The sequence below is a fragment of the Streptomyces sp. NPDC003027 genome (genome assembly GCF_053591435.1).
On record NZ_JBSFTU010000014.1, the window covers coordinates 1 to 26,748 of the forward strand.

The 26,748-nt window shown below is 72.4% G+C and carries 26 protein-coding genes; 15 read left to right on the forward strand and 11 right to left on the reverse strand.

Features of this window, described 5'->3' with window-relative positions; all coding sequences use genetic code 11:
* Positions 1–88: 88 nt before the first annotated feature.
* A complete protein-coding gene (locus ACWDX6_RS12780; protein WP_451484951.1) occupies positions 89–1,744 on the reverse strand; it encodes an FAD-binding dehydrogenase in 1,656 nt (551 codons plus the stop codon).
* Positions 1,745–1,875: 131 nt separating this feature from the next.
* On the opposite strand from ACWDX6_RS12780, the gene ACWDX6_RS12785 reads away from it, so the two are divergent.
* Genes ACWDX6_RS12785 through ACWDX6_RS12795 form a run of 3 tightly spaced genes read left to right on the forward strand, consistent with a single transcriptional unit; the run spans position 1,876 to position 3,152 of the window.
* Positions 1,876–2,442, forward strand: a complete 567-nt coding sequence (locus ACWDX6_RS12785) for an NUDIX hydrolase (protein ID WP_451484952.1) — start codon at positions 1,876–1,878, stop codon at positions 2,440–2,442.
* A gap of 9 nt (positions 2,443–2,451) precedes the next feature.
* Positions 2,452–2,847 carry a YidH family protein gene (locus ACWDX6_RS12790; RefSeq protein WP_451484953.1) on the forward strand — a complete coding sequence of 132 codons (396 nt, stop codon included), beginning with the start codon at positions 2,452–2,454 and terminating at the stop codon, positions 2,845–2,847.
* Positions 2,844–3,152 (forward strand): DUF202 domain-containing protein, encoded by a 309-nt coding sequence (locus ACWDX6_RS12795; RefSeq protein ID WP_451484954.1) that lies wholly within the window; start codon positions 2,844–2,846, stop codon positions 3,150–3,152. Before ACWDX6_RS12790 ends, ACWDX6_RS12795 begins: the two co-directional genes overlap by 4 nt.
* A 30-nt stretch (positions 3,153–3,182) precedes the next feature.
* Here ACWDX6_RS12795 and ACWDX6_RS12800 read toward each other — a convergent pair whose 3' ends face one another.
* Positions 3,183–4,130 carry an NADP-dependent oxidoreductase gene (locus tag ACWDX6_RS12800; RefSeq protein WP_451484955.1) on the reverse strand — a complete coding sequence of 316 codons (948 nt, stop codon included), beginning with the start codon at positions 4,128–4,130 and terminating at the stop codon, positions 3,183–3,185.
* A gap of 112 nt (positions 4,131–4,242) precedes the next feature.
* Entirely contained in the window at positions 4,243–5,532 is a 1,290-nt protein-coding gene (locus tag ACWDX6_RS12805) for a glucarate dehydratase family protein (protein ID WP_451484956.1), read from the reverse strand.
* A 134-nt stretch (positions 5,533–5,666) separates the two neighbouring features.
* Between ACWDX6_RS12805 and ACWDX6_RS12810 the strand changes: the two genes are divergently transcribed.
* Together ACWDX6_RS12810 and ACWDX6_RS12815 are read left to right on the forward strand one after the other, a co-directional pair.
* Complete coding sequence (locus tag ACWDX6_RS12810; protein ID WP_451484957.1) at positions 5,667–6,719, forward strand: phosphotransferase family protein; 1,053 nt, start codon at positions 5,667–5,669, stop codon at positions 6,717–6,719.
* Between the two features lie 6 nt (positions 6,720–6,725).
* The gene (locus ACWDX6_RS12815) at positions 6,726–7,940 is read left to right on the forward strand and encodes an acyl-CoA dehydrogenase family protein (protein WP_451484958.1); all 1,215 of its coding nucleotides are present in this window, start codon (positions 6,726–6,728) and stop codon (positions 7,938–7,940) included.
* A 3-nt stretch (positions 7,941–7,943) separates the two neighbouring features.
* Here the strand turns inward: ACWDX6_RS12815 and ACWDX6_RS12820 are convergent, their stop codons facing one another.
* From ACWDX6_RS12820 to ACWDX6_RS12830, 3 genes are read right to left on the reverse strand one after another with little or no spacing between them, the layout of a single operon-like run.
* Complete coding sequence (locus ACWDX6_RS12820) at positions 7,944–8,537, reverse strand: TetR/AcrR family transcriptional regulator (RefSeq protein WP_403291054.1); 594 nt, start codon at positions 8,535–8,537, stop codon at positions 7,944–7,946.
* Positions 8,538–8,566: 29 nt separating this feature from the next.
* A complete protein-coding gene (locus tag ACWDX6_RS12825; RefSeq protein WP_451484959.1) occupies positions 8,567–10,222 on the reverse strand; it encodes an AMP-binding protein in 1,656 nt (551 codons plus the stop codon).
* Positions 10,219–10,983, reverse strand: a complete 765-nt coding sequence (locus ACWDX6_RS12830) for an SDR family oxidoreductase (protein WP_451484960.1) — start codon at positions 10,981–10,983, stop codon at positions 10,219–10,221. The genes ACWDX6_RS12825 and ACWDX6_RS12830 overlap by 4 nt, the downstream gene beginning before the upstream one ends.
* Before the next feature lie 167 nt (positions 10,984–11,150).
* Here ACWDX6_RS12830 and ACWDX6_RS12835 point away from each other — a divergent pair, with 167 nt between their 5' ends.
* From ACWDX6_RS12835 to ACWDX6_RS12845, 3 genes are all read left to right on the forward strand, one after another.
* Positions 11,151–12,407, forward strand: a complete 1,257-nt coding sequence (locus ACWDX6_RS12835; RefSeq protein ID WP_451484961.1) for an exo-beta-N-acetylmuramidase NamZ family protein — start codon at positions 11,151–11,153, stop codon at positions 12,405–12,407.
* Between the two features lie 78 nt (positions 12,408–12,485).
* Positions 12,486–13,802 (forward strand): erythromycin esterase family protein, encoded by a 1,317-nt coding sequence (locus ACWDX6_RS12840; RefSeq protein WP_451484962.1) that lies wholly within the window; start codon positions 12,486–12,488, stop codon positions 13,800–13,802.
* A gap of 75 nt (positions 13,803–13,877) precedes the next feature.
* On the forward strand, positions 13,878–15,107 hold the full coding sequence (locus tag ACWDX6_RS12845) for an alpha/beta hydrolase (protein WP_451484963.1): 1,230 nt from the start codon (positions 13,878–13,880) through the stop codon (positions 15,105–15,107).
* A 60-nt stretch (positions 15,108–15,167) separates the two neighbouring features.
* Here ACWDX6_RS12845 and ACWDX6_RS12850 read toward each other — a convergent pair whose 3' ends face one another.
* Positions 15,168–17,945, reverse strand: coding sequence for a penicillin acylase family protein (locus ACWDX6_RS12850; RefSeq protein ID WP_451484964.1), 2,778 nt, complete (start codon positions 17,943–17,945; stop codon positions 15,168–15,170).
* A 213-nt stretch (positions 17,946–18,158) separates the two neighbouring features.
* Here ACWDX6_RS12850 and ACWDX6_RS12855 point away from each other — a divergent pair, with 213 nt between their 5' ends.
* The 3 genes from ACWDX6_RS12855 to ACWDX6_RS12865 all read left to right on the forward strand — a co-directional run bounded on the left by ACWDX6_RS12855 (position 18,159) and on the right by ACWDX6_RS12865 (position 20,779).
* Positions 18,159–18,770, forward strand: coding sequence for a hypothetical protein (locus tag ACWDX6_RS12855; protein WP_451484965.1), 612 nt, complete (start codon positions 18,159–18,161; stop codon positions 18,768–18,770).
* A gap of 15 nt (positions 18,771–18,785) precedes the next feature.
* Complete coding sequence (locus tag ACWDX6_RS12860; protein ID WP_451485051.1) at positions 18,786–19,622, forward strand: 3-keto-5-aminohexanoate cleavage protein; 837 nt, start codon at positions 18,786–18,788, stop codon at positions 19,620–19,622.
* Positions 19,623–19,708: 86 nt separating this feature from the next.
* Positions 19,709–20,779, forward strand: a complete 1,071-nt coding sequence (locus ACWDX6_RS12865; RefSeq protein WP_451484966.1) for an RNA ligase (ATP) — start codon at positions 19,709–19,711, stop codon at positions 20,777–20,779.
* Positions 20,780–20,902: 123 nt separating this feature from the next.
* On the opposite strand, the gene soxR is transcribed toward ACWDX6_RS12865, so the two are convergent.
* Positions 20,903–21,373, reverse strand: coding sequence for a redox-sensitive transcriptional activator SoxR (gene soxR / locus ACWDX6_RS12870; RefSeq protein WP_451484967.1), 471 nt, complete (start codon positions 21,371–21,373; stop codon positions 20,903–20,905).
* Positions 21,374–21,486: 113 nt separating this feature from the next.
* Between soxR and ACWDX6_RS12875 the strand changes: the two genes are divergently transcribed.
* Entirely contained in the window at positions 21,487–21,948 is a 462-nt protein-coding gene (locus ACWDX6_RS12875) for a MaoC family dehydratase (RefSeq protein ID WP_451484968.1), read from the forward strand.
* Here the strand turns inward: ACWDX6_RS12875 and ACWDX6_RS12880 are convergent.
* The 3 genes from ACWDX6_RS12880 to ACWDX6_RS12890 all read right to left on the reverse strand — a co-directional run bounded on the left by ACWDX6_RS12880 (position 21,939) and on the right by ACWDX6_RS12890 (position 24,232).
* Entirely contained in the window at positions 21,939–22,574 is a 636-nt protein-coding gene (locus tag ACWDX6_RS12880; protein ID WP_451484969.1) for a TetR/AcrR family transcriptional regulator, read from the reverse strand. The genes ACWDX6_RS12875 and ACWDX6_RS12880 overlap by 10 nt on opposite strands.
* A 104-nt stretch (positions 22,575–22,678) precedes the next feature.
* On the reverse strand, positions 22,679–22,966 hold the full coding sequence (locus ACWDX6_RS12885) for a YiaA/YiaB family inner membrane protein (RefSeq protein WP_356892428.1): 288 nt from the start codon (positions 22,964–22,966) through the stop codon (positions 22,679–22,681).
* 114 nt (positions 22,967–23,080) lie between these two features.
* Positions 23,081–24,232, reverse strand: a complete 1,152-nt coding sequence (locus ACWDX6_RS12890; RefSeq protein ID WP_451484970.1) for an acyl-CoA dehydrogenase family protein — start codon at positions 24,230–24,232, stop codon at positions 23,081–23,083.
* Positions 24,233–24,338: 106 nt separating this feature from the next.
* Between ACWDX6_RS12890 and ACWDX6_RS12895 the strand changes: the two genes are divergently transcribed.
* From ACWDX6_RS12895 to ACWDX6_RS12905, 3 genes are all read left to right on the forward strand, one after another.
* A complete protein-coding gene (locus ACWDX6_RS12895; protein WP_451484971.1) occupies positions 24,339–25,016 on the forward strand; it encodes a TetR/AcrR family transcriptional regulator in 678 nt (225 codons plus the stop codon).
* 87 nt (positions 25,017–25,103) lie between these two features.
* Positions 25,104–25,799: an ArsR/SmtB family transcription factor gene (locus ACWDX6_RS12900; RefSeq protein WP_451484972.1), complete on the forward strand. Its 696-nt coding sequence runs from the start codon at positions 25,104–25,106 to the stop codon at positions 25,797–25,799.
* Positions 25,800–25,831: 32 nt separating this feature from the next.
* Positions 25,832–26,746, forward strand: coding sequence for a DMT family transporter (locus ACWDX6_RS12905; protein WP_451484973.1), 915 nt, complete (start codon positions 25,832–25,834; stop codon positions 26,744–26,746).
* Positions 26,747–26,748: the final 2 nt, after the last annotated feature.

A 26,748-nucleotide genomic window follows, 5' to 3' on the forward strand; every position in this document is an offset into this window, starting at 1 on the left:
CGATCCGTCCCCTCGGCCCTGGCGGGCCTGGGGAGACCCCATGCACCAGACCCCGCTCCCTGATCCGGCCTGATCCAAACGAAAGACCCTAGCCCACCGCCTTCGCGGCGGCGCGGCCCGCCGCGCGGCCGGAGAAGACGCAGCCGCCGAGGAAGGTGCCCTCCAGGGAGCGGTAGCCGTGGACACCCCCGCCGCCGAAGCCGGCCGCCTCGCCCGCCGCGTACAGCCCTTCCAGCGCTTCTCCGCCTTCCGTCAGCACCCGTGACGACAGGTCGGTCTCCAGGCCGCCCAGCGACTTGCGGGTGAGGATGTTCAGCCGTACGGCGATCAGCGGGCCGGCCTCGGGGTCGAGGATCCGGTGCGGGGCCGCCGTACGGATCAGCTTGTCGCCCAGGTACTTGCGGGCTCCCCGGACCGCCATCACCTGGAGGTCCTTGGTGAAGGGGTTGGCGATCTCCCGGTCGCGGGCGGTGATCTCGCGCCGGAGCTCCGCCTCGTCGATGAGCGGCTCGTCGGTGAGCGCGTTCATGCCCCGGACGAGCGCGGACAGGTCGTTCTCGACGACGAAGTCCACGCCCTTGTCCATGAACGCCTTCACCGGGCCGGGCACGTCCTGGCGGGCGCGGCCGATGACGTCGCGGATCGACTTGCCGGTCAGGTCGGGGTTCTGCTCGGAGCCGGAGAGTGCGAACTCCTTGCCGATGATCCGCCGGTCGAGCACGAACCAGGTGTGGTCGTACCCGGTGCGCATGATGTGTTCGAGCGTGCCGAGGGTGTCGAAGCCGGGGAAGAGGGGGACGGGCAGCCGCCGGCCGCGCGCGTCCAGCCAGAGCGAGGACGGGCCGGGCAGGATGCGGATGCCGTGCCGGGCCCAGATCGGGTTCCAGTTCTCGATGCCCTCGGTGTAGTGCCACATCCGGTCGCGGTTGATGTGGCGGGCGCCGGCGTCCTCCGCGATGCCGAGCATCAGCCCGTCGACATGGGCGGGCACGCCGGAGAGCAGCTTCGCGGGCGGGGTGCCGAGCCGCTTCGGCCACTGCCGGCGTACGAGGTCGTGGTTGCCGCCGATGCCGCCCGAGGTGACGATCACCGCCTGGGCCCGGTAGGCGAAGGCACCTGTCACCTCGCGGCTGCTCGCGGTGCCGCGTGCGGCGGCGGACGGCTCCAGGATCTCTCCGCTGACGGTGTCGACGGCTCCCGCCGTACGGCCGAGGGCGGTCACCCGGTGGCGGAAGCGGAGCCGGACGCGGCCCGTGGCGACGCCCTCGCGGACGCGGCGCTCGAAGGGGGCGACGAGGCCCGGCCCCGTACCCCAGGTGATGTGGAAGCGGGGCACCGAGTTGCCGTGGCCGTTGGCGTCGTACCCGCCGCGCTCGGCCCAGCCCACCACGGGGAAGAAGCGCACCCCGCGCGCGCGCAGCCAGGAGCGCTTCTCGCCCGCCGCGAAGTCGACGTACGCCTCGGCCCACTTCCTCGGCCACCGGTCCTCGTCGCGGTCGAATCCGGCGGTGCCGAGCCAGTCCTGGAGGGCGAGCGCGTGGCTGTCCCTGATCCGCAGGCGGCGCTGTTCGGGCGAGTCGACGAGGAAGAGTCCACCGAAGGACCAGTGCGCCTGGCCGCCGATGGACTGCTCGGGCTCCTGGTCGAGGAGGATCACGCTCCGTCCGGCGTCCACGAGTTCGGCGGTGGCGACGAGCCCCGCGAGGCCGGCCCCGATCACGATCACATCAGCGTCGTAGGACATGGCCCGACTATCGGATACACGAATGTATCGAGTCAACCGTTCGGACGGAGAGAAAGGCTCTCGTTACGGCTGTCGAGCATGAACATGACTTCATCGGCGGGCGTACGGCGGGCCGGTGGTTTCATGGCGGCATGACCAACCCCGCTGAAGAGATCCTGGACGTCGTCGACGAGAACGACGAGGTGATCGGGCAAGCCCCGCGCGGCGAGGTGTACGCCCGGGGCCTGATCCACCGCTGCGTCTTCGTCCTGGTACGGGATGCCGAGGACCGGATCTTCGTGCATCGCCGCACCCCCACGAAGCTGCTTTTCCCCTCGCTGTACGACATGTTCGTCGGCGGGGTCCTCGGCGCGGGCGAGTCGTACGACGCGGCGGCGCTGCGCGAGGCAGAGGAGGAGCTCGGCGTGAGCGGACTGCCCCGCCCCGAGCCGCTGTTCCGTTTCCTCCACGACTCGGGGGGCGTCGCCGGGAAGTGGTGGTCGGCCGTGTACGAGGTGCGTTGCGAGCTGCCGGTGAACCCGCAGGCGACGGAGGTCGCCTGGCACGCCTTCCTGCCGGAGGAGGAGCTGACCGCCCGGCTCGGCACGTGGGAGTGGGTGCCGGACGGTCTGGCGGCCTACGAGCGGATGTCCGCGCTCCGGGCGGGCCGCTCGACCGGCGAACCCGGTGGTACGGCTGGAGAGCGCGCCGGTGGATAGGGTGCCCCGGTGAGCGACTTCGTACAGAGCCTGCGGTTGTGGTTCGCGCCGCGGCGGATCCGTGACGAGGGCGAGACCCCCGACTACCGCTTCTCCCTGGCCAACGAGCGCACCTTCCTCGCCTGGATCCGGACCGCGCTCGCGCTCGTCGGCGGCGGCTTCGCCGTCGACCAGTTCCTGCCGGATCTGCGCTGGGGGGTACGGGTCGGGCTGGCGCTGGCCCTGCTGGGCGCGGGGGCGCTGTGCGCGCTGCGGGCGGTGAACCACTGGGTGCGGTGCGAGCGGGCGATGCGCCGGGGTGAGGATCTGCCGGTGTCGCGGTTCCCGATGGTGCTGAGTCTCGCGGTGGCCGTGGTGGCGGTGACGATGGTCGTGGTCGTCGTCTTCGGCTGGGCCGGGCGGTGACGGAGGTACGGGATCCGGGGCTGCAACCCGAGCGGACGCGTCTGGCGTGGCGGCGTACGACGCTGACCTGCACGGTCGTGGCGGTGCTGGCCGCGAAACAGGCGATCCATGACGACATCACAGCGGCGGGGGTGGCGGGGGCCGCGCTGTCGGCGCTGGTCTGGGTCGCGTTCCTGGCCGTCGCCCACCGCCGTATCCGGTCGCTGGAAGCGGCGCGGCCGCGGCCGCTCTCGCACCGGGGCGCGCTCCTTGCGGCCGTGTGCACGATCGCGCTGGCCGGGTTCGCCGTGGCGGTCGTGGTCTGAGCGGACCTCGGCCGTCGTGGTCCCAGTGGATCAGGTGGCGTCGGTCGGCCACTCCACCGTGACCACGACCTTTCCGTTCAGGCCGCCCTCCGCGTTGGCGCGCTGGGCGTCGGCCGCCTGTTCCAGCGGGAAGGTCTTCGCCACCCGTACCGTCAGGACGCCCTCCTCGGCCAGGGTGGCGAGCGCGGCCAGGTCACCGGGGTCCGGGCGGACCCAGAAGTAGCGGCCGCCGAGGCCGATGACCTCGCCGTCGGCGACCGAGGCCAGGCGGCCCTCGGGGGCCAGCACCTCCGGGGTGATCTTGAGGAACGGGCCTCCGATGGTGTCCAGGACCGCGTCGACGCCCGCCGGGGCCAGGGCGCGGACCTGTTTGGCGAAGGTGTGCTCGTCGTAGAGGACCGGCTCGGCGCCGAGCTCCCTGATCCGGTCCTGGCCCGACTCGCGGGCCGCGCCGATGACCCGGCAGCCGAGGTGGCGGGCGATCTGGACGGCCATGGAGCCGACGCCGCCGGCCGCCGCGTGCACAAGGACCGTCTCGCCCGAGCGCACGGACAGCGCCTGGTGGAGCACCTGATAGGCGGTGAGTCCGGCCAGCGGCAGGGCCGCGGACTCCTCGAAGCCCATGGTGCGGGGCTTGCGGGCCAGGGTGCGGATGGGGGCGGCGACGTACTCGGCGAAGGTGCCACGGGCGAGGAAGTCCTCGCGGACGTAGCCCATGACCTCGTCACCTACGGCGAACTCCGGGACGGAGACTCCGGGCTGCACGACGACTCCGGAGACGTCCCAGCCGGGGATGACGGGGAAGACGGCGTCCATCATCCCGTCGAGGTATCCGGCCTGCGCCTTCCGGTCGACGGGGTTCACGGCCGCCGCCCGCACCTTGACGAGCACGTCGTCCGGCCCGACCTTCGGGTCGGGCCGCTCGCCGTACTCGAGCACCTCGGGTCCGCCGTAACGGCTGTAGCTGATCGCCTTCATACCCCGAACCATCGAGGGGGTGCCCGCACCTCGCAAGCGGGGCTCCCCCGGCCGGGCGTCGGCCGCCGAGCGGTCGGGCGGCGCGGCACCCGGTGACATCGCGTGGACCGCGTCACCAGCGGGGGACGTCCGGCGTCGTCCACTCCGGGTCCGCCACCCGCATCGCCGCCGCGTCGTCGCGGTCGCGCATCGTGCCGTCGTCGTCGCGCCAGCGGCGGTGCAGGGCCGCCAGGCGGTCCCGGTCCAGTTCGACGCCGAGCCCCGGGGCGTCCGAGACCGCGAGCCGGCCGTCGCGGAAGACGGGCCGGACGGTGACGACGTCCTCGGTCTGCCACGGGTAGTGCGTGTCGCAGGCGTGGTGGAGGTCGGGAAGGGTGGCGGCGACCTGTGTCATGGCGGCGAGGCTGATGCCGAGGTGGGTGTTGGAGTGCATCGAAAGGCCGACGCCGTACGTGCGGCAGAGCGCGGCGAGTTCGCGGGTGCGGTGCAGGCCGCCCCAGTAGTGGTGGTCGCAGAGCACGATCCGTACCGCGTCACGGGAGAAGGCCTCCGGCACCTCCTCGAAGGTGGTGACGCACATGTTGGTCGCGAGCGGTACGTCCGTGCGGGCCGCGACCTCGGCCATCGGCTCCGTACCGCTCGCCGGGTCCTCCAGGTACTCCAGCACGTCCTTCAGCTCCCGTGCCACGGCCAGGGACGTCTCCACGGACCAGGCGCCGTTGGGGTCGAGACGGAGCGGGCGGCCGGGGAACGCCTCCGCCAGGGCCCGGATCGCGGCGATCTCCCGCTCCGGCGGGAAGACGCCTCCTTTGAGCTTGAACGAGCGAAAGCCGTACGTACGGTCGAAGCGGCGGGCCTGGGCGACGACGCCGGCGGGGTCGAGCGCCGCGCCCCAACCGTCCGTCTCTCCGCCGTCGGGGTGGGCGGCCCAGCGGTAGAAGAGATAGGCGCTGTACTCGACGGAGTCGCGGACCTTGCCGCCGAGCAGGGCGTGGACCGGGAGGCCGAGCGTCTTGCCCAGGGCGTCCAGGCAGGCCACCTCGAAGGCGGAGACGACGGAGAGGCGGAGTTTGTCCGCCGTCTGCGCGCCCCGGAGCCCGCCCGCGTCGACCCGCCCGTCGGTGGCGCTCGGCTCCCCGCACACCTGCCGGGCGAGCGCGAACAGGCCGTTCACGTCCGTGACCGAGCGGCCGGGCAGTGCCTCGGCGAGTGGCCGGGCCGGCTCCAGGTACCGGCTGTCCCCGTAGGTCTCGCCCAGGCCGGTGACACCGCCGCGGGTGACCACTTCGACGATGAGCCGGGGCGTGTAGGGCTGGTGGACTCCCTGGGTGTTGAGCAGTGGGGGGTCGGAGATGAGGATCGGGGTCAGCCGGACTTCCTCGACGATCAGCTCTGAATCCATATGTGAACCCTATTCATGGACCAGATCCGCGGGCCAGACCCCGGAAGGGCATTTCGGATCCCGCCCTGGACGACATACCGACTGGTCGGTCATCATGGGCGCCGACCCGATGTCCGCTTCCGGAGGTACGCACGATGAGCTCAGCCCCTCCCCCGCAGCCCGCGACGCGGGAGGTGCCCCCACCGGGCCTCGACCCCGAGCAGCTGCGCGGGTTCCTCGACCGCGAGCGGCCCGGACTGGTGGCCGGCCCGCTCACCGCCCGGCTGATCGAGGGCGGCCGGTCCAATCTCACCTACGTCGTCAGCGACGGCACCGGCAGGTGGGTGGTGCGCCGGCCGCCGCTCGGCCATGTCCTGGCCACCGCGCACGACATGAAGCGCGAGCACCGGGTGATCAGTGCCCTGCACCCGACGGCCGTACCGGTCCCGGAGACGGTGCTGCTCTGCGAGGACGACAGCGTCCTCGGAGCCCCCTTCTACGTCATGGAGTTCGTCGACGGAACGCCGTACCGCTCGGCCGGCCAGCTCGCGCCGCTCGGTCCCGAGCGGACCCGGGCCGCCGTCCTCGGACTGGTCGACACCCTCGTCGATCTGCACGCCGTCGACCCCGCGCAGGTCGGCCTCGGCGACTTCGGGCGCCCCGAGGGGTTCCTCGACCGGCAGCTGCGCCGGTGGGGCAAGCAGCTCGCCGCCTCGCGCGACCGCGACCTGCCCGGCATCGACGAGCTCCACGCCGGCCTCGGCCGCGGACTGCCCGCCTCCCCCGCCCCGACCGTCGTGCACGGCGACTACCGCCTCGACAACGTTCTGATCGGCGAGGACGACCGCATCAAGGCCGTCCTGGACTGGGAGATGTCCACCCTCGGCGACCCGCTGACCGACCTCGGGCTGCTGGTGATGTACAGCGCGAAGCTGGACATCCCCCACTCCCCCGTCAGCACGACCGCGGCGGCCGCCGGACACCCCGCGCCCGACGAGCTGATCGAGCGGTACGCCGCGCGCTCGGGCCGCGACACCTCGGCCGTCTCCTGGTACACGGCCTTCGCCTGGTTCAAGCTCGCCGTGATCCTGGAGGGCATCCACTACCGCTACACCCTCGGCCAGACCGTCGGCGCCGGCTTCGACCGCATCGGCGAACTCGTCCCCGTCTTCATCGAGCACGGCCTCACCACCCTCCAGGAAGGCTGATCCGCCATGGACTTCGCATTCGACGCGCGCACCGAGGAGCTGCGGGCGAAGCTGCTCGCCTTCATGGACGAGTACGTCTACCCCGCCGAGCAGGTCGCCCACGAGCAGCGGGCGCTGCTCGCCTCGCCGTGGGACACCCCGCGGATCGTGGAGGACCTGAAGGCCGAGGCCAGGCGGCAGGGGCTGTGGAACCTCTTCCTGCCGGACGCGGAGCACGGGGCGGGGCTGACCAACCTCCAGTACGCGCCGCTGGCCGAGATCACCGGCCGCAGCCCGCAGCTGGCCCCCACGGCGCTCAACTGCGCCGCCCCGGACACCGGCAACATGGAGGTGCTCGCCCAGTTCGGCGACGAGGCGCAGAAGAAGCGGTGGCTGGAGCCGCTGCTGGCCGGGGAGATCCGTTCGGCGTTCGCGATGACCGAGCCGGAGGTGGCCTCCTCGGACGCGACGAACATCGAGACCCGGATCGAGCGGGACGGCGGGGACTACGTCGTCAACGGCCGGAAGTGGTACATCTCCGGTGCGATGAACCCCGATTGCGGGATCTTCATCGTGATGGGCAAGACCGACCCCGACGGGCCGGACGTCCGCCGCCAGCAGTCGATGATCCTGGTGCCGCGCGACACCCCGGGTGTCGAGGTGCGCCGTGCGATGCAGGTGTACGGCTACGAGGACCACTCCCACGGCGGTCACGCGGAGGTCCTCTTCCACGACGTCCGCGTCCCGGCCTCGAACCTGATCGGCGAGGAGGGCGGCGGCTTCGCGATCGCCCAGGCCCGCCTCGGCCCGGGCCGCATCCACCACTGCATGCGGCTGATCGGCATGGCGGAGCGGGCCATCGAGCTGATGTGCCGCCGGGCCGTGTCGCGTACGGCCTTCGGCAAGCCGATCGCCCAGCAGGGGGTGGTGCAGAACTGGATCGCCGACGCCCGGGTGACGGTCGAGCAGCTGCGGCTCCTCGTCCTCAAGACCGCCTGGCTGATGGACACCGTCGGCAACCGCGGCGCGCACACGGAGATCCAGGCCATCAAGATCGCGACCCCGCGCGCCGTGGTCGCCATCCTCGACCGGGCGGTCCAGGTCCACGGCGCGGGCGGTGTCTCGCAGGACTTCCCGCTGGCCGAGCTCTGGGCCGCGGCGCGGACGCTGATGCTGGCGGACGGCCCGGACGAGGTGCACCAGCGCTCGCTGGCGCGCCGGGAGATCAAGAAGTACCTGTAGGCGCTACGGCCGCAGCGCCCTCAGCAGCAGGTCGGCGAGCTGGTCGGCGACCTGCTGGGGGGTGAGCGGGCCGTCGGGGCGGTACCAGGTCGACAGGTGGTGCACCGAGCCGAAGTGGTAGTCGACGACCAGGTCGGCCGGGGTCGCGGTGGAGAAGACCCCGGCCTGCTGGCCCTCCTCGATCAGGGCGCGGAAGCGTTCGTGGTAGCGGCGGCGCTCCGCCCGTACCTGCTTGTTCTTCTCCGGGCTGAGGTGGTGCATGGAGCGGAAGAAGATCGACGCGTCGTCGAGGTTGTCGATCGTGGTGACGACGACGTCGGCGGCGGCGTCGCGCAGCCGCCGCTCCACGGGGGCGTCGGCGTCCGCGAAGGCGTCGAGCCGCTCCTGCTGGAGGCGCAGCACCCGGGAGTAGACCTCTTGGAGGAGGTCCTCCTTGGAGCCGAAGTAGTGGTAGAGGGCGCCCTTGGTGACGCCCGCCGCTTCCACGATCTCCTGGACGGAGGTGCGGTCGTACCCCCGCTCCGCGAAGAGCCGGGTGGCGGCGGCCAGCAGCCTCTGGGGGACGGGGGTGCCGCTCCCGTCCGTCGTCCTGGCCATGCTCCGCCGCCTTTCCGTCGTGCTCGTCGTCATCGGGGGGAACGAAGTTCCCTTCGGAGGATCTTCCCACTTGTCGTCTTGGGCAGCTCCGCCAGGATCTCGACCTCGCGGGGATACTTGTACGCGGCCAGCCGCTGCTCGCAGTGGGCGGAGAGTTCGGCGGGCTCGACGCTCGCCCCCGGGCGCAGGCTCACGTACGCCTTGACCGTCTCCCCGCGGTAGGCGTCGGGGATGCCGACGACGGCCGCCTCGCGGACCGCCGGGTGGGTGTGGAGGACGTCCTCCACCTCCCGTGGCCAGACCTTGAAGCCGGAGGCGTTGATCATGTCCTTCTTCCGGTCGACGACGTAGAGCCAGCCGTCCGGGTCCATGAAGCCGATGTCTCCCGTACGCAGCTCCCCGTCGGGAAAGGTGGCGGCGGTGGCCTCGGGCAGCCCCCAGTAGCCGGGGACGACCTGAGGACCGCGGACCGCTATCTCGCCCTGTGCGCCGAAGGGGACCTCGGCGCCGGTCTCGTCGAGGACGCGGACGACGGTGTCGGGTCCGGGGACGCCGACGGAGAGGGTTCCGGAGGCGGGATCGACGGGCGCCTCCTTCTCGGGCGGCACGGAGGCGCAGGGCGCGGTGCACTCGGTGAGGCCGTAGCCGTTGCGGATGTACGGGCCGAATCGGGCGCGGAACGTCTCCACCAGGGCGGGCGGCAGCGGGGCGCCGCCCGAGGAGAGGACCAGGAAGGAGGAGAAGTGGTCGCGGGTGGCCGCGGGGTGGGCGCCGAGCGCCATGAAGGCCGTGGAGGGGCCGACGGTGTAGGCGGGCCGGTGCTCCAGGAAGGCGTCCAGGACCACCCCGGCGTCGAAGCGGTGGGCGAGGACGAGGGTGCCGGCGTTGGCGAAGCAGGCGGCGAGTTCGCAGACCAGGCCGGTGATGTGGAAGAGCGGGGCGAGCGCGAAGTAGCCGGCGCCGGGCGGGACGGGGTGCCCGGTGCGCTGGCGTTCGGCGTTGTGGATCACCCCTCGGTGGAGGTTGAGCGCGCCCTTGGGGGTGCCGCTGGTGCCGGAGGTGTAGCTGATCAGGGCCACGTCGTCGCCGTCGAGCTCGCGGTTCGCGGGGGCCGGGTGTCCGGCGCGGGCGACGGCGAGCAGGTCGTCGACGTCGGTGGCGACGCGGTCGAAGCCGAGGACCCGGGGGTCGTCGCGGGTCTGCAGGTCGCGTTCGCAGGCGGTGAGCGCGGTCCGTACGGGAGAGTCGGCGGCGGTCTCCCGCAGATGGCTCGCCCAGGCGCGGTCGGAGCAGATCAGCGCGGTGGCCCCGGAGTCCCGCAGGGCGTGGCCGACCTCGCCGGACTTGTACATCGGGTTCAGCGGGACGACGGTGGCGCCCGCCTTCCAGGCGCCGAGCAGGGCGAGGACGAAGTGCGGGCTGTTCTGGAGCATGATCGCCACGCGGTCGCCACGCTCCACGCCGCGGGCGGCGAGGTGGCCGGCGACGGAGTCGGACAGGGCGTCGGTCTCGCGGTAGCTCAGCCGGGCGTCGAAGTAGGCGAGGGCCGGGTGCTCGGGCGTACGGGCGGCCGCGGCCCGGAAGGCGTGGAGGGCGGTGGGCGGCGGGGAGACGGGCGCCCGCTGGGCCTCGCTGAGCTGCGCCAGCCAGGGCATCGCGGCGTAGACCGACGCCTTCGTGGTCATCCGGTCGCCTCTTCCCACTTCCGCTGGATGTGGTTCATGTTGCCCAGCCAGCGTTCCGGGTCGGTGGCGCGGGCCCGGTAGTAGTCGGCGACCTCGGGGTGCGGGAGGACGAGGAAGCGGTCGGCCTGGATGGCGTCGAAGAGCGAGTCGGCGACGTCCTCGGGTTCGATCGCGGTGGGGGCGAGGACCAGTCGGCCGGCCGATCCGGCGGCGGTGAGCATGTCCGTACGCACGCCCTGGGGGCAGATGGCGTGGACCTTGACGCCGCGGTGGCGGTAGGTGAGGGAGAGCCATTCGGCGAAGGCGTACGCGCCGTGCTTGGAGACGCTGTAGGGGGCGGCGCCGACCATGGTGAGCAGGCCGGCGGCGGAGACGGTGGAGACGAAGCGGCCGCTGCCGCGTTCCAGCCAGTCGGGCAGCAGGGCGCGGGCCGCGCGGACGTGGGCCATGACGTTGACGTCCCAGGCGGCGGCCCAGACGGCTTCGTCGGCGAAGGCGTCGCCCGGTGAGGCGAGTCCGGCGTTGGCGCACCAGACGTCGACGGTGCCGCCGAGCGCCTCGCGGGCCTCCTCGACGATCGCGGAGGCGTCCCCGGGCACGGCGGTGCCGCCGATCTCCTCGGCGACGGCCTTGGTCCGGCCGGGGTCGAGGTCGTTGACGACGACCCGGGCGCCCTCGGCGGCGAAGCGGCGGGCCAGCGTGGCTCCGATTCCGCCTCCCGCGCCCGTGACGACCACTCCAGCGCCCTGCACCGTACTCATCGGGACCCGCCTCTCCGTTGCGACAGTGCCAGCAGACTAACCAGTCGGTATGTTGCCTGGGAAGCCCTCTTCGCCGGGGGCTCGCCGCGCACGCCTCGTTCCCGGCGGGCGGTCCGGCCCCTAGAGTGCGTGGCCATGTCAGGGAAGGCGATCAGGGAGGTTTCCGTATGAGCCCGTCGAACCTGTCGAGACGCGGTCTGCTGGCCGCCGGCGGCGCGCTGGGGCTGGGCGCCACGGCCGTCGGGGCGCCCGCCGCCGTGGCGCACGACCGGCCCCACCGGGTCCGCACCGGTTTCGCGCGGCTGGCCGCCGACGGCTACGCCCCGCTCGCCGGGGAGCGGGTCGGCGTCGTCACCAACCCGACCGGGATCACCTCCGACGTCCGCCACATCGTCGACGTCATGCACGCGGACGACCGCGTGGACCTCGTCGCCGTCTTCGGCCCCGAGCACGGCTTCCGGGGCACCGCGCAGGCGGGTGGCTCCGAGGGCCGCTACGACGATCCGGCGACCGGGCTGCCCGTCTACGACACGTACCTGAAGAGCGGTCAGCCGCTCGCGGACGTCTTCACCGCCTCCGGTGTGGACACGGTCGTCTTCGACATCCAGGACGTGGGCGCGCGCTTCTACACCTACATCTGGACGCTGTACGACTGCATGGTGGCCGCGTCGCTTGCGGGGAAACGGTTCGTCGTACTGGACCGGCCGAACCCGGTGACCGGGCGGGCGGCGCTCGGCCCCGTCCTCGACCGGGCGTTCGCGACCTTCGTGGGGCGGGAGCCGATCGCGCAGGCGCACGGGATGACGGTGGCGGAGCTGGCCCGGCTGTTCAACGGCGAGTTCCTGACGCGGCCGGTGGAGCTGGAGACCGTGCGGATGTCGGGCTGGCGGCGCGCGGAGTTCTTCGACGCGACCGGGCTGCCGTGGGTGCCGCCGAGCCCCAACATGCCGACGCCCGACACCGCTCTCGTCTACCCCGGCACCTGCCTCTTCGAAGGCACCAACCTCTCCGAGGGACGGGGCACGACCCGCCCCTTCGAACTCCTCGGCGCGCAGGGCGTGGACCGGCGGTGGGCGGAGGCGGCGAACGCCCTGGAGCTGCCGGGCGTGCGGTTCCGTGAGGCGTACTTCACCCCCACCTTCTCGAAGTTCCAGGGGAAGACGGTCGGCGGCGTGCAGGTCCAGGTGCACGACCGGGCGGCCTTCGACCCCGTACGCACCGGGATCGGGCTGCTGGTCAGCGCCAAGCGGTCGTGGAGCGGCTTCGCCTGGCGCCCCGACCACTGGATCGACAAGCTGACGGGCTCGACCCGGGTACGCACCCTGATCGACGCGGGCGCGGACACGGACGAGGTGGCCGGCGCGTGGGCCGCGGATCTGGCCGCCTTCCGCGCCGTGCGCGAGGAGTACCTGCTCTACCGCTGAACGGGTGGGGAAAACCCCCGGCCATACACGGGAGTCGGCAGGTTGGTCCGGTCACCCGGCTGCCGACACCCTTGATCCATGAACACGTTCACACGCCGTCGGGTCCCGCTGGCGGGGGTCGCCGCGGCGCTCTGCCTCGGCGTCCTCGCCCCCACCGCCCGGGCCGTCCCGGACACGACCGACCCCGCCCGCGAACTCGCCCGCAGCGCCCACCGCTTGACGGACCTGCGGCCACTGGACCGCATGATCGGGTCGGCGAAGGTCGTGGGGATCGGCGAGGCCACCCACAGCTCGGCCGAGTTCTTCGAGACCAAGCACCGGATCTTCGAGCACCTGGTCGAGAAGAAGGGTTTCACCACCTTCGCGCTCGAGGCCAACTGGTCGACCGGTCTGCTGATCGACGACTACGTACGGTTCGGCAAGGGCGACATCCGCACGATCATGCGCGACGAGTTCCAGAACGCGTACCGCTTCTGGAACACCGAGGAGTACCTCGACCTCTTCCGCTGGATGCGGCAGCACAACCTGCGCCACCCCGGCCACCAGGTGCGCTTCATGGGCAATGACATCGGCTACGCCGGACCGAACCTCTTCGACGCCGTCACCGACTACGTCGGCCGTACGTACCCGGCGCTGCTGCCGCGGTTCGAGGAGCTGTACCGGGCCTCGCGGCCGGCGGGCGAGGTCGACGCCTGGATGAACGCCTATCTCCTCAAGCCGGACGAGGAGCGGCGGCGGATGGCCTCCGAGGTCAACCGGGCCTTCGCGCTGCTCCAACGGCAGAAGCCCGGCCGCGACGCGGATGAGCACGCGTGGACGCTCCAGCACGCCCGGGCGATCGCCCAGGTCGGCACGGAGTACGCCCACGATCTCACGGGTGGGGGGACCGCCGAAGCGATGCTCTACCGCGACCGGATCATGGCCGAGAACACCGTGTGGTGGCAGCGGCGGACCGGCGGCCGGATCGTGCTCTCCGCGCACAACGCCCACATCGGCTACGAGACGGCCCAGCCCGACCACTACCCCCGCGTCCAGGGCGCCTTCCTGCGCGACGCGCTGGGCCGGGACTACGTCAGCGTCGGCGCCTCCTTCGGGCGCGGCTCCTTCAACGCCCACGACACCGAGGCTCCGGGCGAGCCCGTCCGGCGCTTCACGGTCGGTCTGCCGGGCCGGGACAGCAGCGCCGAGACCCTGGACCGGGTGTCGCCACGCCCGTTCTACCTGGACCTGCGGACCGCGAGCCCGGCCGCGAGAAGCTGGCTGCACACACCTCGGCCCGGCTGGCTGGTCGGTACCGCCTATCCGTGGCCGGGAACTCAGGCACCGGTCCGGCTCGCCGCCTCGTACGACGTGCTCGTCCACTTCCGTGAGGTCTCGGCGGCGCGCCTGCGTTGAACGTCTGGCCGTCCCTCCGCGCGGGCACAATGCCCGTGGAGCAGCGCACCTCGACGCGGAGGGACGGGGCAGGCCATGGCCGGGATGAGTGTGGAGCCGTACCGGGAGATCGCCTTCGACAAGGACGGCGACGGCGCGGCCGGGCAGCGCGAGGCGCTCTCGGCACTGGCCGCGCGGGGGGTGACGGATCTGGTGATGTTCGCCCACGGCTGGAACAACACCCCCTCCGTGGCCAACCGTCTGTACGCGGCGTTCTTCGCCCCGTTCCCCCGGCTGCTGCGGCCCGGGGCACGGGTGGGGTACGTGGGGGTGGTCTGGCCCTCGATCATGTTCTCGGACGAGCCGATCCCCGACTTCGAGGCGGTGGCGGCGGCGCATCCCGGAAAGGGGCCGGTGGTGGAGCGGCTCGCCGTGCTGCTGCGGGAACAGCCCGACGACGAGGAGGCGTTCACCGAATTCGGTGATTTGCTGCGGGAGTTGACCGACACGGGCTCGGTCTCGGCCGCCTCGGCGGAAGGCCCTGGAGCGCCGGAGGTGCCGGACTTCCTCCTCGGCGACCCGGTGGCGGTCTGCGCGATGTTCGCCGACGGCCTGGAGGAGGCGGCGGGACCGGGCGGCGTGCCCACTCCGCGCGAGGCGTTCGGCAGTCGGCTCGGACGCTACTGGAAGGGAGCGCGTGAGGCGCTGCGTCAGGCCACGTACTACACGATGAAGCGGCGGGCCGGCACCGTCGGCGAGCGGGGGCTCGGCCCCCTCCTCGGCGCTCTCGCCCGCTCCTCCCCCGGTCTGCGGATCCATCTCGTCGGACACAGCATGGGCGCCCGGCTCGTCGCGTACGCGCTGCGCGGGCTGCCCGCCGACGCGCGGAACGTGAAGTCGGTGACGCTGCTCCAAGGGGCCTTTTCGCACTACGCGTTCGCGGCGAGCCTGCCCCACGACCCGGGCAGGGGCGGGGCGTTGGGCGGTCTCCAGGGACGGGTCGACGGGCCCGTGATCGCCTGCTACTCACGTCATGACACCGCCCTCGGGGTGATCTATCCGCTGGCCTCCCGGCTGGCCCGGGACGCCGAGTCGCTCCTCGGCAGCGACAAGCGCTGGTGGGCGATCGGCCACGACGGCATCCAGGCCGTGCGCGGCACGGTCGCGCTGACGCTGTCCGCCGCGCTGGACGGCGGGATGCCGGCGTCGGGCTGCGTCAGCGTGGACGCGGCCGAGGTGGTCGGCGAGCACAGCGACATCTGCCATCCGGAGCTGGCGCGGGTGGTGGCGCTGGGGGGTGGCTTGCCGATCCGGCCTGATCGGTGAGCCACCCCTGAGGGCCGGATCGGACGGTGGTGCCGTCCGATCCGGCGCCGGTGTGGGACGTCAGCGGTGGGCCGGGAACTCGACCACCTGCTGGTAGGTGGGCCGGTTCTGCCAGTGGACGCCCGGGTGGGTGATACCGCCGAGTGCCCGGTGCTGGACGGAGTCCGCGCACCACTGGTCGCCCGCGGCGCAGCTGTCGTCGCCGGGGTAGACCTGGGCCGGTGTCCTGGCGACCGCCTGCTTCAGCGTGGCGAGCAGGATGCCGCGGCAGGCGGCCGGGTCGCCGTCGCCGCAGTACGTCCGCGCCAGCGGGGACCGGACCGGCAGGCCGAGGACCTGGCGCAGGTCCTTGTCGGCGAAGCCCCACCAGCCGTACTGGAAGGCGGAGCCGCCGTGTGCGCCGGTCGGGCCGTGGCTCGCGCCCGGTGACTCGTCGGTCGCCAGGCCGGCCGTCAGCGCGGTGTACAGCTCGTCGCCGAGCCCGGGCCGGAACCCGGCCTCGATCAGCAGCGGCCACCAGGCGTCCATGATCCGTACGGCGTCGGCGTGCCCGTAGGTCCGTGAGCCGGGCGCGGTCTCCTTGCGCGGCGCTCCGGCGGTGCGCCAGGAGTCGAGCTGCTGGAGGGCGGTGGCGAGCGCCGCGTCGGTGACGGGCGCGGTGCGGACGACCTTCAGCAGTTCGGGCAGCAGCTGCTCGCCGCGCAGGTCGGTGACTGCGGCCTCGGCCATGGCCCGGGTGAGGGAGGCACGCGTGACCCCGCCCTGTTCGACGAGGCGCCGGACCCGCTGGTCGAGCAGGTCGCCGCGGTGCACGGCGCCGAAGCCGAAGCCCGCGGTGTTGTAGTCCTTCGCCTGCCGGTTGTTCCAGGAGATGTAGTAGTCCTGGCCGATCGACTGGGGGTGCGCGGCGAAGGGGGTGTACGCGGCGGTGTTGGCCGTGGGGTCGAAGTCGCGCCATTCGTAGGCGGCTTCGGCCCGGACGGGGAGGGCCGGGTCGACCCCGGCGGCCCGGACGGGGTTCATGCCGCTGTTGAAGTAGGCGGCCTCCCGGGAGTCCGCGTAGAACCAGTTGAAGGCGTAGTCGATGTGGGACACGGCCTGCTGGAAGGAGCGGGCGTCCTTGACGAACGACGGGTCGTTGAGCATCTGGAAGCCGATGATGGAGTCGGCCTCGTGGCGGTAGGTGGTGCGCAGGGTGGTGTAGGCGACGGGCTTGCCGCCGACCGTGGCGCGGTGGGTGACGATGCCGTACTTGGTGCGCCAGACCCGCATCCGGTAGGAGCCGGCGGCGGTGGAGTCGGCGACGGTGGGCTGCCAGGCGTTGTGCTTCTCCAGTTTCTCCATGGGGGTGCAGACGCCGCGGTGGAGGTAGTGGACGTCGTCCTGGCAGAGCTCGATCGCGTAGGTGTCGGTGATGTCCTGGGCGGCGGAGGTGGCGGACCAGGCGTAGTCCTGGCCCCGGCCCATCTGGACGTACATGCCGACACCGGCGAAGGCGGCGCCGCGGGCGGAGATGCCCGGCCCCTGGAGCTCCTGGAGCATCAGCAGCTGCGGGGCGAAGTAGCCGGTCTGCGGGCCGAAGACGGCGACGGGGTTGCCGCTCGCGGTGTGGGCGCCGGAGACCAGCAGGGCGTTGGACATGCCCTTCTTCGGGTCGAGCGAACGCGGGTCGATGACCCCGTCGTCGTACATCCCCTGGGCGGGCCTGAGCCGCTCCGGTGCCTTCACCGGGGACTTGGTGTCCGTGCCGGCCGAGCCGGTGCGGTCGTGGACGAGCTGTTCGGGACGGACCGATCCGGGGTCGGGCAGGGCGGTGCCGCGCGGCCGCGCCGGCTTCTCGGCATACGGGAAGGAGGTGCCGTCGTGCACGGTGAGGACGGCCTCGGCGTCGTCGCGCTGGCGGAACGACTCCCACACCCGGGTGCCCTCCACCACGCCGTACTTCTTCTGCGCGGCGAGCAGGGAGAGCGCGGCCTGGACCTCGCCACCGCCTCCGCCGCCGAACTGGCCGCCGACGACGGAGGCGATGGAGATCAGATCGGTGAGCTTGAAGGGCTGGATCTCGCCGATGTTGGTGACCGCGTCGACCTTGCCGGTGAGGACGTACTCGCCGGGGAAGTAGCGCCCGTCCTTCGCCGCCTTGCGGTAGGCGTTGATGCCGTCGACGTACGCCTGCGCGTCGGCCATGGCGAGCTCGCCGCGCTCGCCCTCGGTGGCCTTGATGCGGGCGATCTGGGCTTCGTAGTCGGCCTCGGTGTACGGGGCCTGGGGCCAGAACTGCTGCTCGAGTCCCTGGTTGGCGAGGGCGCCGCCGGCGAAGGAGGTCAGTTCTCCGCGGCCGATGTGCCGGAAGAGGTCCATCATCCAGAGCCGGTCCTGCGCGGCGGCGAACCCGGCGCCGAACTCGGTTCCGTAGCGGGTGGTGCCCTTGATGTGCGGGACGCCGGTCTTCTTGTCCCGGGTGATGGTCACGTCCTCGCGCGGCCGGGTGACCGACTCGACCTGGTCGGCCGGGACACCGAAGGAGGAGTCGTTGAAGAATTCGGTCAGCTTGGCGTCGGTGAGGGTGCCGTATCCGCCGACGAGCGCGTCGTAACGCCCGAGTTGGTCGGAGGAGTGGGCGGGACGGGTTCCCAGCACCCGGTGGGCGAGGATGTCGGCCAGGGTGGCGTTGCCGTTCTGCCCGGGCGGCAGGATGTCGGCGCACTGGTGGCCGCAGAGGTCGGGCACGGGGCTCTCGGCGGTGGCCGAGGCGTCGGGGGAGGGCGCCAGCAGGCCCGCGCCGAGCGCGAGTACGGCGGCGAGGGTGATTCTCAGTCGTCCGGTGCGTCGTCGCATGGTTGCTCCTCGGGGAGGCCGGTGCGCCGGAGGTTACTGGCGGTAGGACCGGTAAGTAAGGTGAGCAACCGTCACTTTTTCCGAATCCCCACAACGGTCGTTTCCGGTCTTCTGATAGGCCCATCGAATTTTGGATGGAACAGGACGGGGCACTCGTTCGTCCATCCCATAACGTCCTTGACGCCGAAGTACGAGCGACGGAGGTGCGGAGCGATGGCCGGTTTCCGGAGTCTTGCGAGACAGGTGCGCGACCCGGCGTGCGACACGGCGCTGCGCAGGTACTCCCTGCGCAAGTGCCTGGAGCGGTTCGCCCCTTACGGGCACCGCGCGACCTGGGACCACCTGTGCCGCAGGCACGGGTTCGGGCCCGAGGACCGCGAACTCGATCCGGGGCGGCTGGTGGCCGCGCTGGAGGAGCTGGAGGAGGCTCGGGCGGTGTGGCTCGCGTACGAGAGGGATTTCGCGGAGCGCCGGCGGCGGGAGAAGCACGACGGGCTGCGCCGGCCCGGCGCGCTCGACGACTGGCACCGGCGGACCTGGGGCGGCAACGGGGTGGCGCGGTGCGACGATCCGGCCGTCCACCCGTCGGAGCCGCTGGCGGAGGTGCTGCGGCGGCTGATCGCCGCCCTGGAGTCGGACCCGGGCGAGCACTGCCCGGTGTGCGCGGGGCAGCGGATCGAGTGGCGTCCTGACCTGGCGGACGAGCCGTGGTTCGGGCCGGTCTGCGGGGACTGCGGCGTGGTCGTGCCCCGGGCGGTCCTCACCTCGCGGGCGCTGGCCCGGGCACGGGAGAGGTCCCTGCCCCGGCTGGTGTCGGCGGCCTGAGGCACGGGTGACGTGCTGATCCAGGTCTGTCTCAACGGGGGCCGCGGGCCCGGGGACTCGGCGGCCGTGCCGATGTCGCCGGCGGCCATGGCCGAGGAGGCGGCGCGAGCCGTCGCCGCCGGGGCGCGGGACGTCCATGTCCACCCGAAGACGCCGTGCGGCGGCGACACGCTGTCGCCCCGGGTGCTCGCGGAGACCCTGACGGCGATCCGCGCGGTGGTCGACGTCCCGGTGGGAGTGACGACCGGTGCGTGGGCGGAGCCGGATCCGGTACGGAGGGTCGAACGCGTCCGCTCCTGGACGGTGCTTCCCGACCACGCCTCGGTGAACTGGCACGAGCCGGGCGCGGAGGAGCTGGCGGCGGCGCTCCTGGAGCGGGGTGTGGGGGTGGAGGCGGGCCTCTGGTCGGGCACGGAAGGCCCGGCGCGGTTCCTGCGTTCGCCCCTCGCTCCCCGGGTCCTGCGGATCCTGGCCGAGGTCACGGACCCCGACCCGACGACGGCGCGGGCCACCGCCCACGCGCTCCTGGCCCGACTGGCGCCGGATCCCGGCCGTTTCGCCGACCGGGACTCCGCACTCGGCCGCCTCACCGAACTGGCGCCGGACTCCGGCCGACCTACCGAACGGAACTCCGCACTCGGCCGCCTCACCGCGCCGGGCCACGTCCCCGCTCCCGTCCTCCTTCACGGCGAGGACGCCGGCGCCTGGCCGGTCCTGCGCCTGGCCCGCCGCCTCGGCCTGGCGACCCGCGTCGGCCTGGAGGACACGCTGTTCCTGCCCGACGGACGCCCGGCGGCATCCAACGCCGAGTTGGTCACGGCCGCCGTGGCGGAGGCGGAACGCTCCCTATAGCAGAGGGAAAACGGCTCGCCCAGGGGAATTCGCACCGGCAGAGTGTCCGGCGATGAGAACGACACCCGAGGGGCCGGAGAACTGACATGTCGACGCTGCGCGTCACCGCCGAACTGCTGACCGTCCACGCACACCCGAACGCCGACGCGCTTGAGCTGGCCCAGGTGGGCCTCTATCGTGCCGTCGTCGCCAAGGGCGCGTACCGCAGTGGTGACGCCGCGCTCTACATCCCGGAGCAGGCCGTGCTGCCCGCCGCGCTCGTCGAGGAGCTGGGGCTGACGGGGCGGCTCGCCGGAAAGGCCTCGGACCGGGTCAAGGCGGTGCGGCTGCGGGGTGAGTTGTCGCAGGGGCTGGTGTGCCGGCCCAAGGCGCTCGCGGACGTGGATTTGGCACGGGCGGCCGCGGAGGGGACCGACTTCGCGGAGTCGCTGGGGATCACCAAATGGGTCCCGCCGATCCCGCCGACGATGAGCGGGGACGTGGAGTCGGCGCCCGATCTCCTGCCCTGGGTCGACATCGAGAACCTCCAGCGGTATCCGGACATCTTCGACCCCGGCGAGCCGGTGGTTTTGACGGAGAAGCTGCACGGTTCGGCCTGCCTGATGACGTACTTCGCCGCGGACGGCCGGGTGCAGGTCTCCTCGAAGGGGTTCGGCGCGAAGGGCCTGGCGCTCACGGAGGATCCGCGCAATCTGTACTGGCGCGCCGTCCTGGGCCATGACGCCCCGGCCGTCGCCGCGCGCCTGGCCGAGCGGCTCGGGGCGCGCCGGGTCGGCCTGTTCGGCGAGGTCTACGGCTCCGGTGTGCAGGACCTCGGCTACGGCGCGGACGCCCGCACCCCCGGAGTGGGTTACGCCGTCTTCGACGTCTCGGCCGAGATCGACGGCGAGGTGCGGTGGCTGGACCCGGCCGCCGTCCTGGAGCCGGGCGAACTGCCCCTCGTACCGCGGCTGTTCGCCGGACCGTACGATTCCGCCGTGGTGCTCGACCTGGCGAACGGACGGGAGACCGTGTCGGGGCGGGCGCTGCATCTGCGCGAGGGCGTCGTGATCCGTCCGGTCACCGAGCGGTACAGCCCCGTCGTGGGCGGCCGCGCCATCGCGAAGGCGGTCAGCCCGGCGTATCTGACCCGCAAGGGCGGCACCGAGTACGAGTAGCGCCGCCGCGCACCAGGAACCGCAGGGGCCCGCCCACGGGGGTGGCGGGCTCCTGCTCCGTACCCAGGCGCTTCCCAGCCCTGCCCGTACCGGGCAGCACTCCCGCCCCTGCGCCGTACCGGGTCACTCCTTCGCGGCGCGGCGCTCCGGGAGCAGTCGCGAGCCCGCCATCCGCTCGCCGATCACATCGTCCGGGTTGGACAGCACGCAGTTCTCCAGGGACAGGCACCCGCAGCCGATGCAGTCGGTCAGGTGGTCCCGCAGCAGCCCGAGCCGCTTGATCCGCTCGTCGAGTTCCGTACGCCAGGCCGCCGAGAGCCGCGCCCAGTCCTCGTTGGTGGGCGTGCGCTCCTCGGGGAGCCGGGAGAGCGCGTCGCGGACGGTGGCCAGCGGGATGCCGACGCGCTGGGCGGCCCGGATGAAGGCGACCCGGCGCAGGGTGTCACGTCCGTAACGGCGCTGGTTCCCGCTGGTACGGCGGCTGCTGATCAGCCCCTTGGACTCGTAGAAGTGCAGGGCGGACACGGCCGCTCCGCTACGCGCGGAGAGCTGCCCGACAGTGAGTTCGTGGATCTTCTCCGGAATCTGTGGCACCCCTCGAACCCTACTGCGCGGCCTCACCGGACCATTGACACAGCCCTCCACCCCGGCCAGACTAAGCAGTCGCTTAGATGAAGCGACATCGGGTGAGACGCAGGGAGCGGGACATGGCAGAGCCGAGGATCTTCACCTCCGCCGAGGAGCTGCGCGCCGCCGTCGGCGAGCAGCTGGGCCACAGCGACTGGCTGGAGATCGAGCAGAAGCGGATCGACCTGTTCGCCGAGGCGACCGGCGACCACCAGTGGATCCACGTGGACCCGGAGCGGGCCGCAGCAGGCCCGTTCGGGAGGACCATCGCGCACGGCTATCTGACGCTGTCGCTGCTGCCGGTGCTCGTCCCGCAGATCATGCGCGTCGAGGGCATGAAGATGGGGCTCAACTACGGTACGAACAAGGTCCGTTTCCCCGCGCCCGTGCCCGTCGGCTCGCGCGTGCGCGCCGGTGCGGTGCTGACCGAGGTGACGGAGGCGGGCGGCGGTGTGCAGGTGACCGCGACGGTGACCGTGGAGCGCGAGGGCGGCGACAAGCCGGTGTGCGTCGCCGAGTCGGTGTCGCGCTACTACTTCTGAGCGCCGACCATCCGCAGGACGAGGTCGGCGTAGAGCGCGCCGACCTCGTCGGGCGTCCTGCGGCCCCGGACGTTGAACCAGCGCGAGACGTCGATGCAGAGCGAGAGCACCGCGACGGTGGTGCCCGCGACGTCCGGCACGTCGAACTCCCCCGCCGCCACGCCCTCTTCGATGATCCGGCGCACGGCCGCGTCGGACTCGCGGCGCAGCTCCACGATCTCGGCGCGGTGCTCGGGGCCCAGCGCGTCGAGCTCGTACTGGACGACCCGCGCGGTGGTGTGGCGCTCGGCGTGCCAGCGCACGAAGGAGCGCACCGCGTCGGCGAGCCGCTCACCGGCCGTGCCGTTGCCGTCGGCCGCGGCCCGGAGGATCTCCAGGGCCTTGTCGTGGCCGATGCGGCTGATCCGGTGGAGCAGCTCTTCCTTGGTCTTGTAGTGGATGTAGAGCGCGGCCGGGCTCATCCCGGCACGGCCGGCGATGTCACGGGTCGTGGTGGCGTGGTACCCCCGCTCGGCGAAGGCCTCGACGGCCGCCACCAGCAGCCGCCTGGCCGCTTCGGGCGTGACCTCGCCCCACGGCACGTCCTCGCCGCCGGGCGTCTCCTCCGCCGCGTCCGCCGCGCTCATCGTTCGCCCCTTCTCCAGCCGGTCAGGACGAACACCATACAACGAAGCTGAGCAAGCGCTTAGAGGTGTGGCGCCCGGAGACGCGCGCCCGGAACCGGCTCCGCTCAGAGCTTCTGGAAGGGGTCGTGCTCCGCGAGGAGCTTCTCCAGACGGGCCTGGTCGACCCGGCTGACGATCTGGCCGGCCTCCTGGCGGTCGCGGACCACCTTGGCGAGGGTGAAGGCGGAGGTCGTGAGGTAGAGGACCGCGATGGCGAGGAAGGACCGCACCCAGGCGTCGGCGTCCAGGTTGAAGATGCCGATGCTCACGGCGGCGAGGGCGAGCCCGAAGGAGATGACGGCCTGCATGTAGTAGGCGGCCGTGTTCTGCTGCTTGACCGGTGTGTCACTCATGCCGGACAGCATCGGACGGATGTGGCGCCCGCCACATCCGTCCGGATACTCAGCGGGTACTCACTCGTCGCAGGGACTCGTCCCGGGACTTGTCCGGGGACTCCTCCCAGGGGCTCAGAAGGCGGACACGCCCGTCAGCGCGCGGCCGATGATCAGCTTCTGGATCTGGCTGGTGCCCTCGTACAGCGTCATCACGCGCGCGTCGCGCAGCAGCTTGCCCACCGGGTACTCGTCGATGTAGCCGTAACCGCCGAAGACCTGGAGGGCGTTGTTCGCCGAGCGGACCGCGGCCTCGGAGGCGTACAGCTTCGCCTTCGACGCGGCGGTGGCGAACTCCTCGCCCCGGTCGATCAGATCGGCGACCCGCCAGGTCAGCAGCCGGGCGGCGTCCACGTCGACGGCGATGTCGCTGATCAGCTCCTGCACCAGCTGGTAGGAGGCGATCGGCTTGCCGAACTGCTCGCGCTCCCCGGCGTAGCGGACGGCGGCGTCCAGAGACGCCTGCGCGATGCCGACACAGCCGGCGGCGACCGACATACGGCCCTTGGCCAGGGCGGACATGGCGATGGCGAAGCCCTTGCCCTCCGGTCCCAGCATGGCGGAGGCCGGGACGCGGACGTCCTCCAGGACCAGCTCGGCGGTCGCCTGCCCGCGCAGGCCGAGCTTGCCGTGGATGGTGCGGCGGGTGAGACCGGGGGTGTCCGTGGGGACGAGGAAGGCGGAGACGCCCTTGTGGCCGGGGGTGTCGTTCGTGCGGGCGAAGAGCAGGACGACATCGGCCCAGGTGCCGTTGGTGATGAACATCTTCGAACCGTTGACGACATAGTCGCCGCCGTCGCGGACGGCCCTGGTGGTCAGGTTCCCGGCGTCGGAGCCCGTCCCCGGCTCGGTCAGGCCGAAGCAGCCGACGGCGTCGCCCGCCGTGAGCCGGGGCAGCCACTCCCGCTTCTGCGCCTCGCTCCCCCAGGAGGCGAGCGTCTTGGCGACGAGGCCGAGCGAGACGGAGACGATGCCGCGCACCGAGGAGTCGCCGCGCCCGAGCTCCTCGGTGACGAGGCAGTAGGCGAGGTGGTCGCCGCCCGAGCCGCCGTACTCCTCCGGGACGGTCAGGCCGAGGAAGCCGACCGCGCCGAGCTTCTTCACGATCGACTTGTCGACGTTCTCGGCACGGTCCCACGCGACGACATGGGGAGCGACCTCGCGTGCGACGAAGTCCTCGGCGAGCTGCCGTACGGCCGCCTGCTCCTCGCTCAGCTCCAGATCCACTGCGACACCGACCTTCGGGTGATTCTTCGGGCGTTTCTTCGGGTGCTTCTTCGGGCCATTTAATTAGCACTGCTAGTTTCCAAGGCGCAGGCCTACTATGTGCGCCATGGCCCGACCGCGCAAGCCCCTCCTGAGCAGAGACCGGATCGTCGAGACGGCGAGCGCGCTCGTGGACACCGAGGGCCTCGCCGCGCTCTCCACCCGCCGGCTCGCGGCGGAACTGGGAGTGAGCGGGCCGTCGCTCTACAACCACTTCCGCACCAAGGACGAGATCCTCGACGCCGTCGCCGACGCGGTCAGCGCGAAGGTCGATCTGTCGATGTTCGACGAGGACGACGACCGCGACTGGCGTACGGCCCTGCACGACTGGGCCGCCTCCTACCGCGCCGCGCTCGCCGACCACCCGAACATCGTCCCGGTCCTCGCTCAGGGCCCCGGCCGCCGTCCGGCGGGCCTGCGGGTGGCGGACGCCGTCTTCGGCGCGATGGTCAGGGCGGGCTGGCCACCGGCCCAGGCGACCTACATCGGCGCGCTGATGCGGTACTTCGTCACCGGCTCGGCGCTCGGCTCCTTCGCCCGGGGCTTCGTCGACGACGAGACGGCGTACGACCCGGCCGACTACCCCCACCTCGGCCAGGCGCACCTCCTGGCGGAGCACCGCCAGAAGGTCGACGAGGGGGCGTTCGACACGGGGCTGCGGGCGCTGCTCGACGGGTTGTCGATGCAGTACGAGGCGGGGGTACGGGGAAAGTGGCCCAAGCAGGGCTCGGTGAGCGGGTCGTAACGGCGGTACGGCCGGACGCGGGGCGGAGGAGTCACCGGAAGGATCGTTCGGCCGCGGCCGAACAGTGCGTGCGGGACCCTGTCTCCCATGGCAGCCAGAGACCTCGCCGCGCTCGCGGCGCTCTTCGCGGACGAGACCCGCGCCGCGTTCCTCCTCGCCCTGCTCGACGGGCGCGCCTGGACCGCCGGGGAGCTCGCCCGGCACGCGCGCGTGGCGCCGTCCACCGCCAGTGAGCATCTCGGAAAGCTCGTCTCGGGCGGGGTGCTCGCCGAGGAACGGCAGGGCAGGCACCGGTACGTGCGCCTCGCGGACCCCGGCGTCGCCCACCTCGTCGAGGACCTCGCGGCCCGCGCCGTGCCCGCCGTCCACGAGCCGCCGCACACCTTGCGGGCCGCGAGCGCGGGCCGGGCGATGGCCCGGGGGCGTACCTGCTACGACCACCTCGCCGGGCGGCTCGGGATCGCGATCACCGAGGCCATGACCGTACGCGGGCTGCTCCGCCAGGACACCGGGTTCGCGCTCACGGACCGGGGCGTGGACTGGTTCGCGGAGCTCGGCATTCCGCTGGAGGCCAAGGGGCGGCGGCCGGTCGCCCGGGGCTGCCTGGACCTGACCGAGCGGAAGCCGCACCTCGCCGGGATGGCGGGTGCGGCGCTGTGCCGGCATGCGCTGGAGAGCCGCTGGTGCGTGCGGATCGGGTCCGAGCGGGCCGTGAAGGTGACTCCCGAGGGAGAGGACGCCCTGCACCGGACGCTGGGCATCGCGCCGGCGATAATTCGGTGAGCGCCGAACGGTCGGGGCCCTACGGTCTGCGCATGACCAGTTCCCCCGCAACCACCCGCCTCGCTCTCGCCGCCGCCGGTGTCACGGTCGTCCTCTGGGCCTCCGCGTTCGTCTCCATCCGCAGCGCCGGGGCCGCCTACTCCCCCGGCGCCCTCGCCCTCGGCCGGCTGCTCGCCGGGGCGCTCGTCCTCGGCGTCGTACTCCTGATACGGCGGGAGGGAGTACCGCCCCGGGCGGCCTGGCCCGGGATCCTGGTCTCCGGTCTGCTGTGGTTCGGCGCGTACATGGTGGCGCTGAACTGGGGTGAGCAGGAGGTCGACGCGGGAACGGCCGCGATGGTCGTGAACATCGGCCCGATCCTGATCGCGCTGCTCGGCGCGCGGTTCCTGCGCGAATCGCTGCCGCCGCGGCTGATCGCGGGGATGGTGGTGTCCTTCGCGGGCGCGGTGGCCGTCGGCCTGTCGATGTCCGGCGAGGGCCACGCCTCGGTCCTCGGCGTCGCGCTCTGCCTGGTCGCGGCGATCGCGTACGCCGGCGGTGTCGTCGCCCAGAAGCCCGCCCTGGCGCACGGCAGCGCCCTCCAGGTCACCACGTTCGGGTGCCTGGTCGGCACGGTCGCCTGTCTGCCCTTCGCCGGCCGGCTGATCGACGAGGCGAGCCGGGCACCGCTCTCGGCGACCCTGAACATGGTCTACCTCGGCGTCTTCCCGACCGCCCTCGCCTTCACCACCTGGGCCTACGCCCTGGCCCGCACGACGGCGGGGCGGATGGGCGCGACGACGTACGCCGTACCGGCCCTGGTCGTCCTCATGGCCTGGCTCTTCCTCGGCGAACTCCCGGGCCTGCTCACCCTCGCCGGCGGCGCGCTCTGCCTGACGGGCGTGGCGGTGTCCCGCTCCCGCCCGAAGCCGGAGAAGACCCCGGCCGAGAGCGTGGAGCCCGTCTGAGG

Excerpts from the sequence above, each read along its gene's own strand:
- ACWDX6_RS12780 (WP_451484951.1), bottom strand. The coding sequence starts at position 1,744 with ATGTCCTACGACGCTGATGTGATCGTGATCGGGGCCGGCCTCGCGGGG.
- ACWDX6_RS12785 (WP_451484952.1), top strand. The coding sequence starts at position 1,876 with ATGACCAACCCCGCTGAAGAGATCCTGGACGTCGTCGACGAGAACGAC.
- ACWDX6_RS12800 (WP_451484955.1), bottom strand. The coding sequence starts at position 4,130 with ATGAAGGCGATCAGCTACAGCCGTTACGGCGGACCCGAGGTGCTCGAG.
- ACWDX6_RS12805 (WP_451484956.1), bottom strand. The coding sequence starts at position 5,532 with ATGGATTCAGAGCTGATCGTCGAGGAAGTCCGGCTGACCCCGATCCTC.
- ACWDX6_RS12810 (WP_451484957.1), top strand. The coding sequence starts at position 5,667 with ATGAGCTCAGCCCCTCCCCCGCAGCCCGCGACGCGGGAGGTGCCCCCA.
- ACWDX6_RS12815 (WP_451484958.1), top strand. The coding sequence starts at position 6,726 with ATGGACTTCGCATTCGACGCGCGCACCGAGGAGCTGCGGGCGAAGCTG.
- ACWDX6_RS12820 (WP_403291054.1), bottom strand. The coding sequence starts at position 8,537 with ATGGCCAGGACGACGGACGGGAGCGGCACCCCCGTCCCCCAGAGGCTG.
- ACWDX6_RS12825 (WP_451484959.1), bottom strand. The coding sequence starts at position 10,222 with ATGACCACGAAGGCGTCGGTCTACGCCGCGATGCCCTGGCTGGCGCAG.
- ACWDX6_RS12830 (WP_451484960.1), bottom strand. The coding sequence starts at position 10,983 with ATGAGTACGGTGCAGGGCGCTGGAGTGGTCGTCACGGGCGCGGGAGGC.
- ACWDX6_RS12835 (WP_451484961.1), top strand. The coding sequence starts at position 11,151 with ATGAGCCCGTCGAACCTGTCGAGACGCGGTCTGCTGGCCGCCGGCGGC.
- ACWDX6_RS12840 (WP_451484962.1), top strand. The coding sequence starts at position 12,486 with ATGAACACGTTCACACGCCGTCGGGTCCCGCTGGCGGGGGTCGCCGCG.
- ACWDX6_RS12845 (WP_451484963.1), top strand. The coding sequence starts at position 13,878 with ATGGCCGGGATGAGTGTGGAGCCGTACCGGGAGATCGCCTTCGACAAG.
- ACWDX6_RS12850 (WP_451484964.1), bottom strand. The coding sequence starts at position 17,945 with ATGCGACGACGCACCGGACGACTGAGAATCACCCTCGCCGCCGTACTC.
- ACWDX6_RS12855 (WP_451484965.1), top strand. The coding sequence starts at position 18,159 with ATGGCCGGTTTCCGGAGTCTTGCGAGACAGGTGCGCGACCCGGCGTGC.
- ACWDX6_RS12865 (WP_451484966.1), top strand. The coding sequence starts at position 19,709 with ATGTCGACGCTGCGCGTCACCGCCGAACTGCTGACCGTCCACGCACAC.
- ACWDX6_RS12875 (WP_451484968.1), top strand. The coding sequence starts at position 21,487 with ATGGCAGAGCCGAGGATCTTCACCTCCGCCGAGGAGCTGCGCGCCGCC.
- ACWDX6_RS12880 (WP_451484969.1), bottom strand. The coding sequence starts at position 22,574 with ATGAGCGCGGCGGACGCGGCGGAGGAGACGCCCGGCGGCGAGGACGTG.
- ACWDX6_RS12885 (WP_356892428.1), bottom strand. The coding sequence starts at position 22,966 with ATGAGTGACACACCGGTCAAGCAGCAGAACACGGCCGCCTACTACATG.
- ACWDX6_RS12895 (WP_451484971.1), top strand. The coding sequence starts at position 24,339 with ATGGCCCGACCGCGCAAGCCCCTCCTGAGCAGAGACCGGATCGTCGAG.
- ACWDX6_RS12900 (WP_451484972.1), top strand. The coding sequence starts at position 25,104 with ATGGCAGCCAGAGACCTCGCCGCGCTCGCGGCGCTCTTCGCGGACGAG.
- ACWDX6_RS12905 (WP_451484973.1), top strand. The coding sequence starts at position 25,832 with ATGACCAGTTCCCCCGCAACCACCCGCCTCGCTCTCGCCGCCGCCGGT.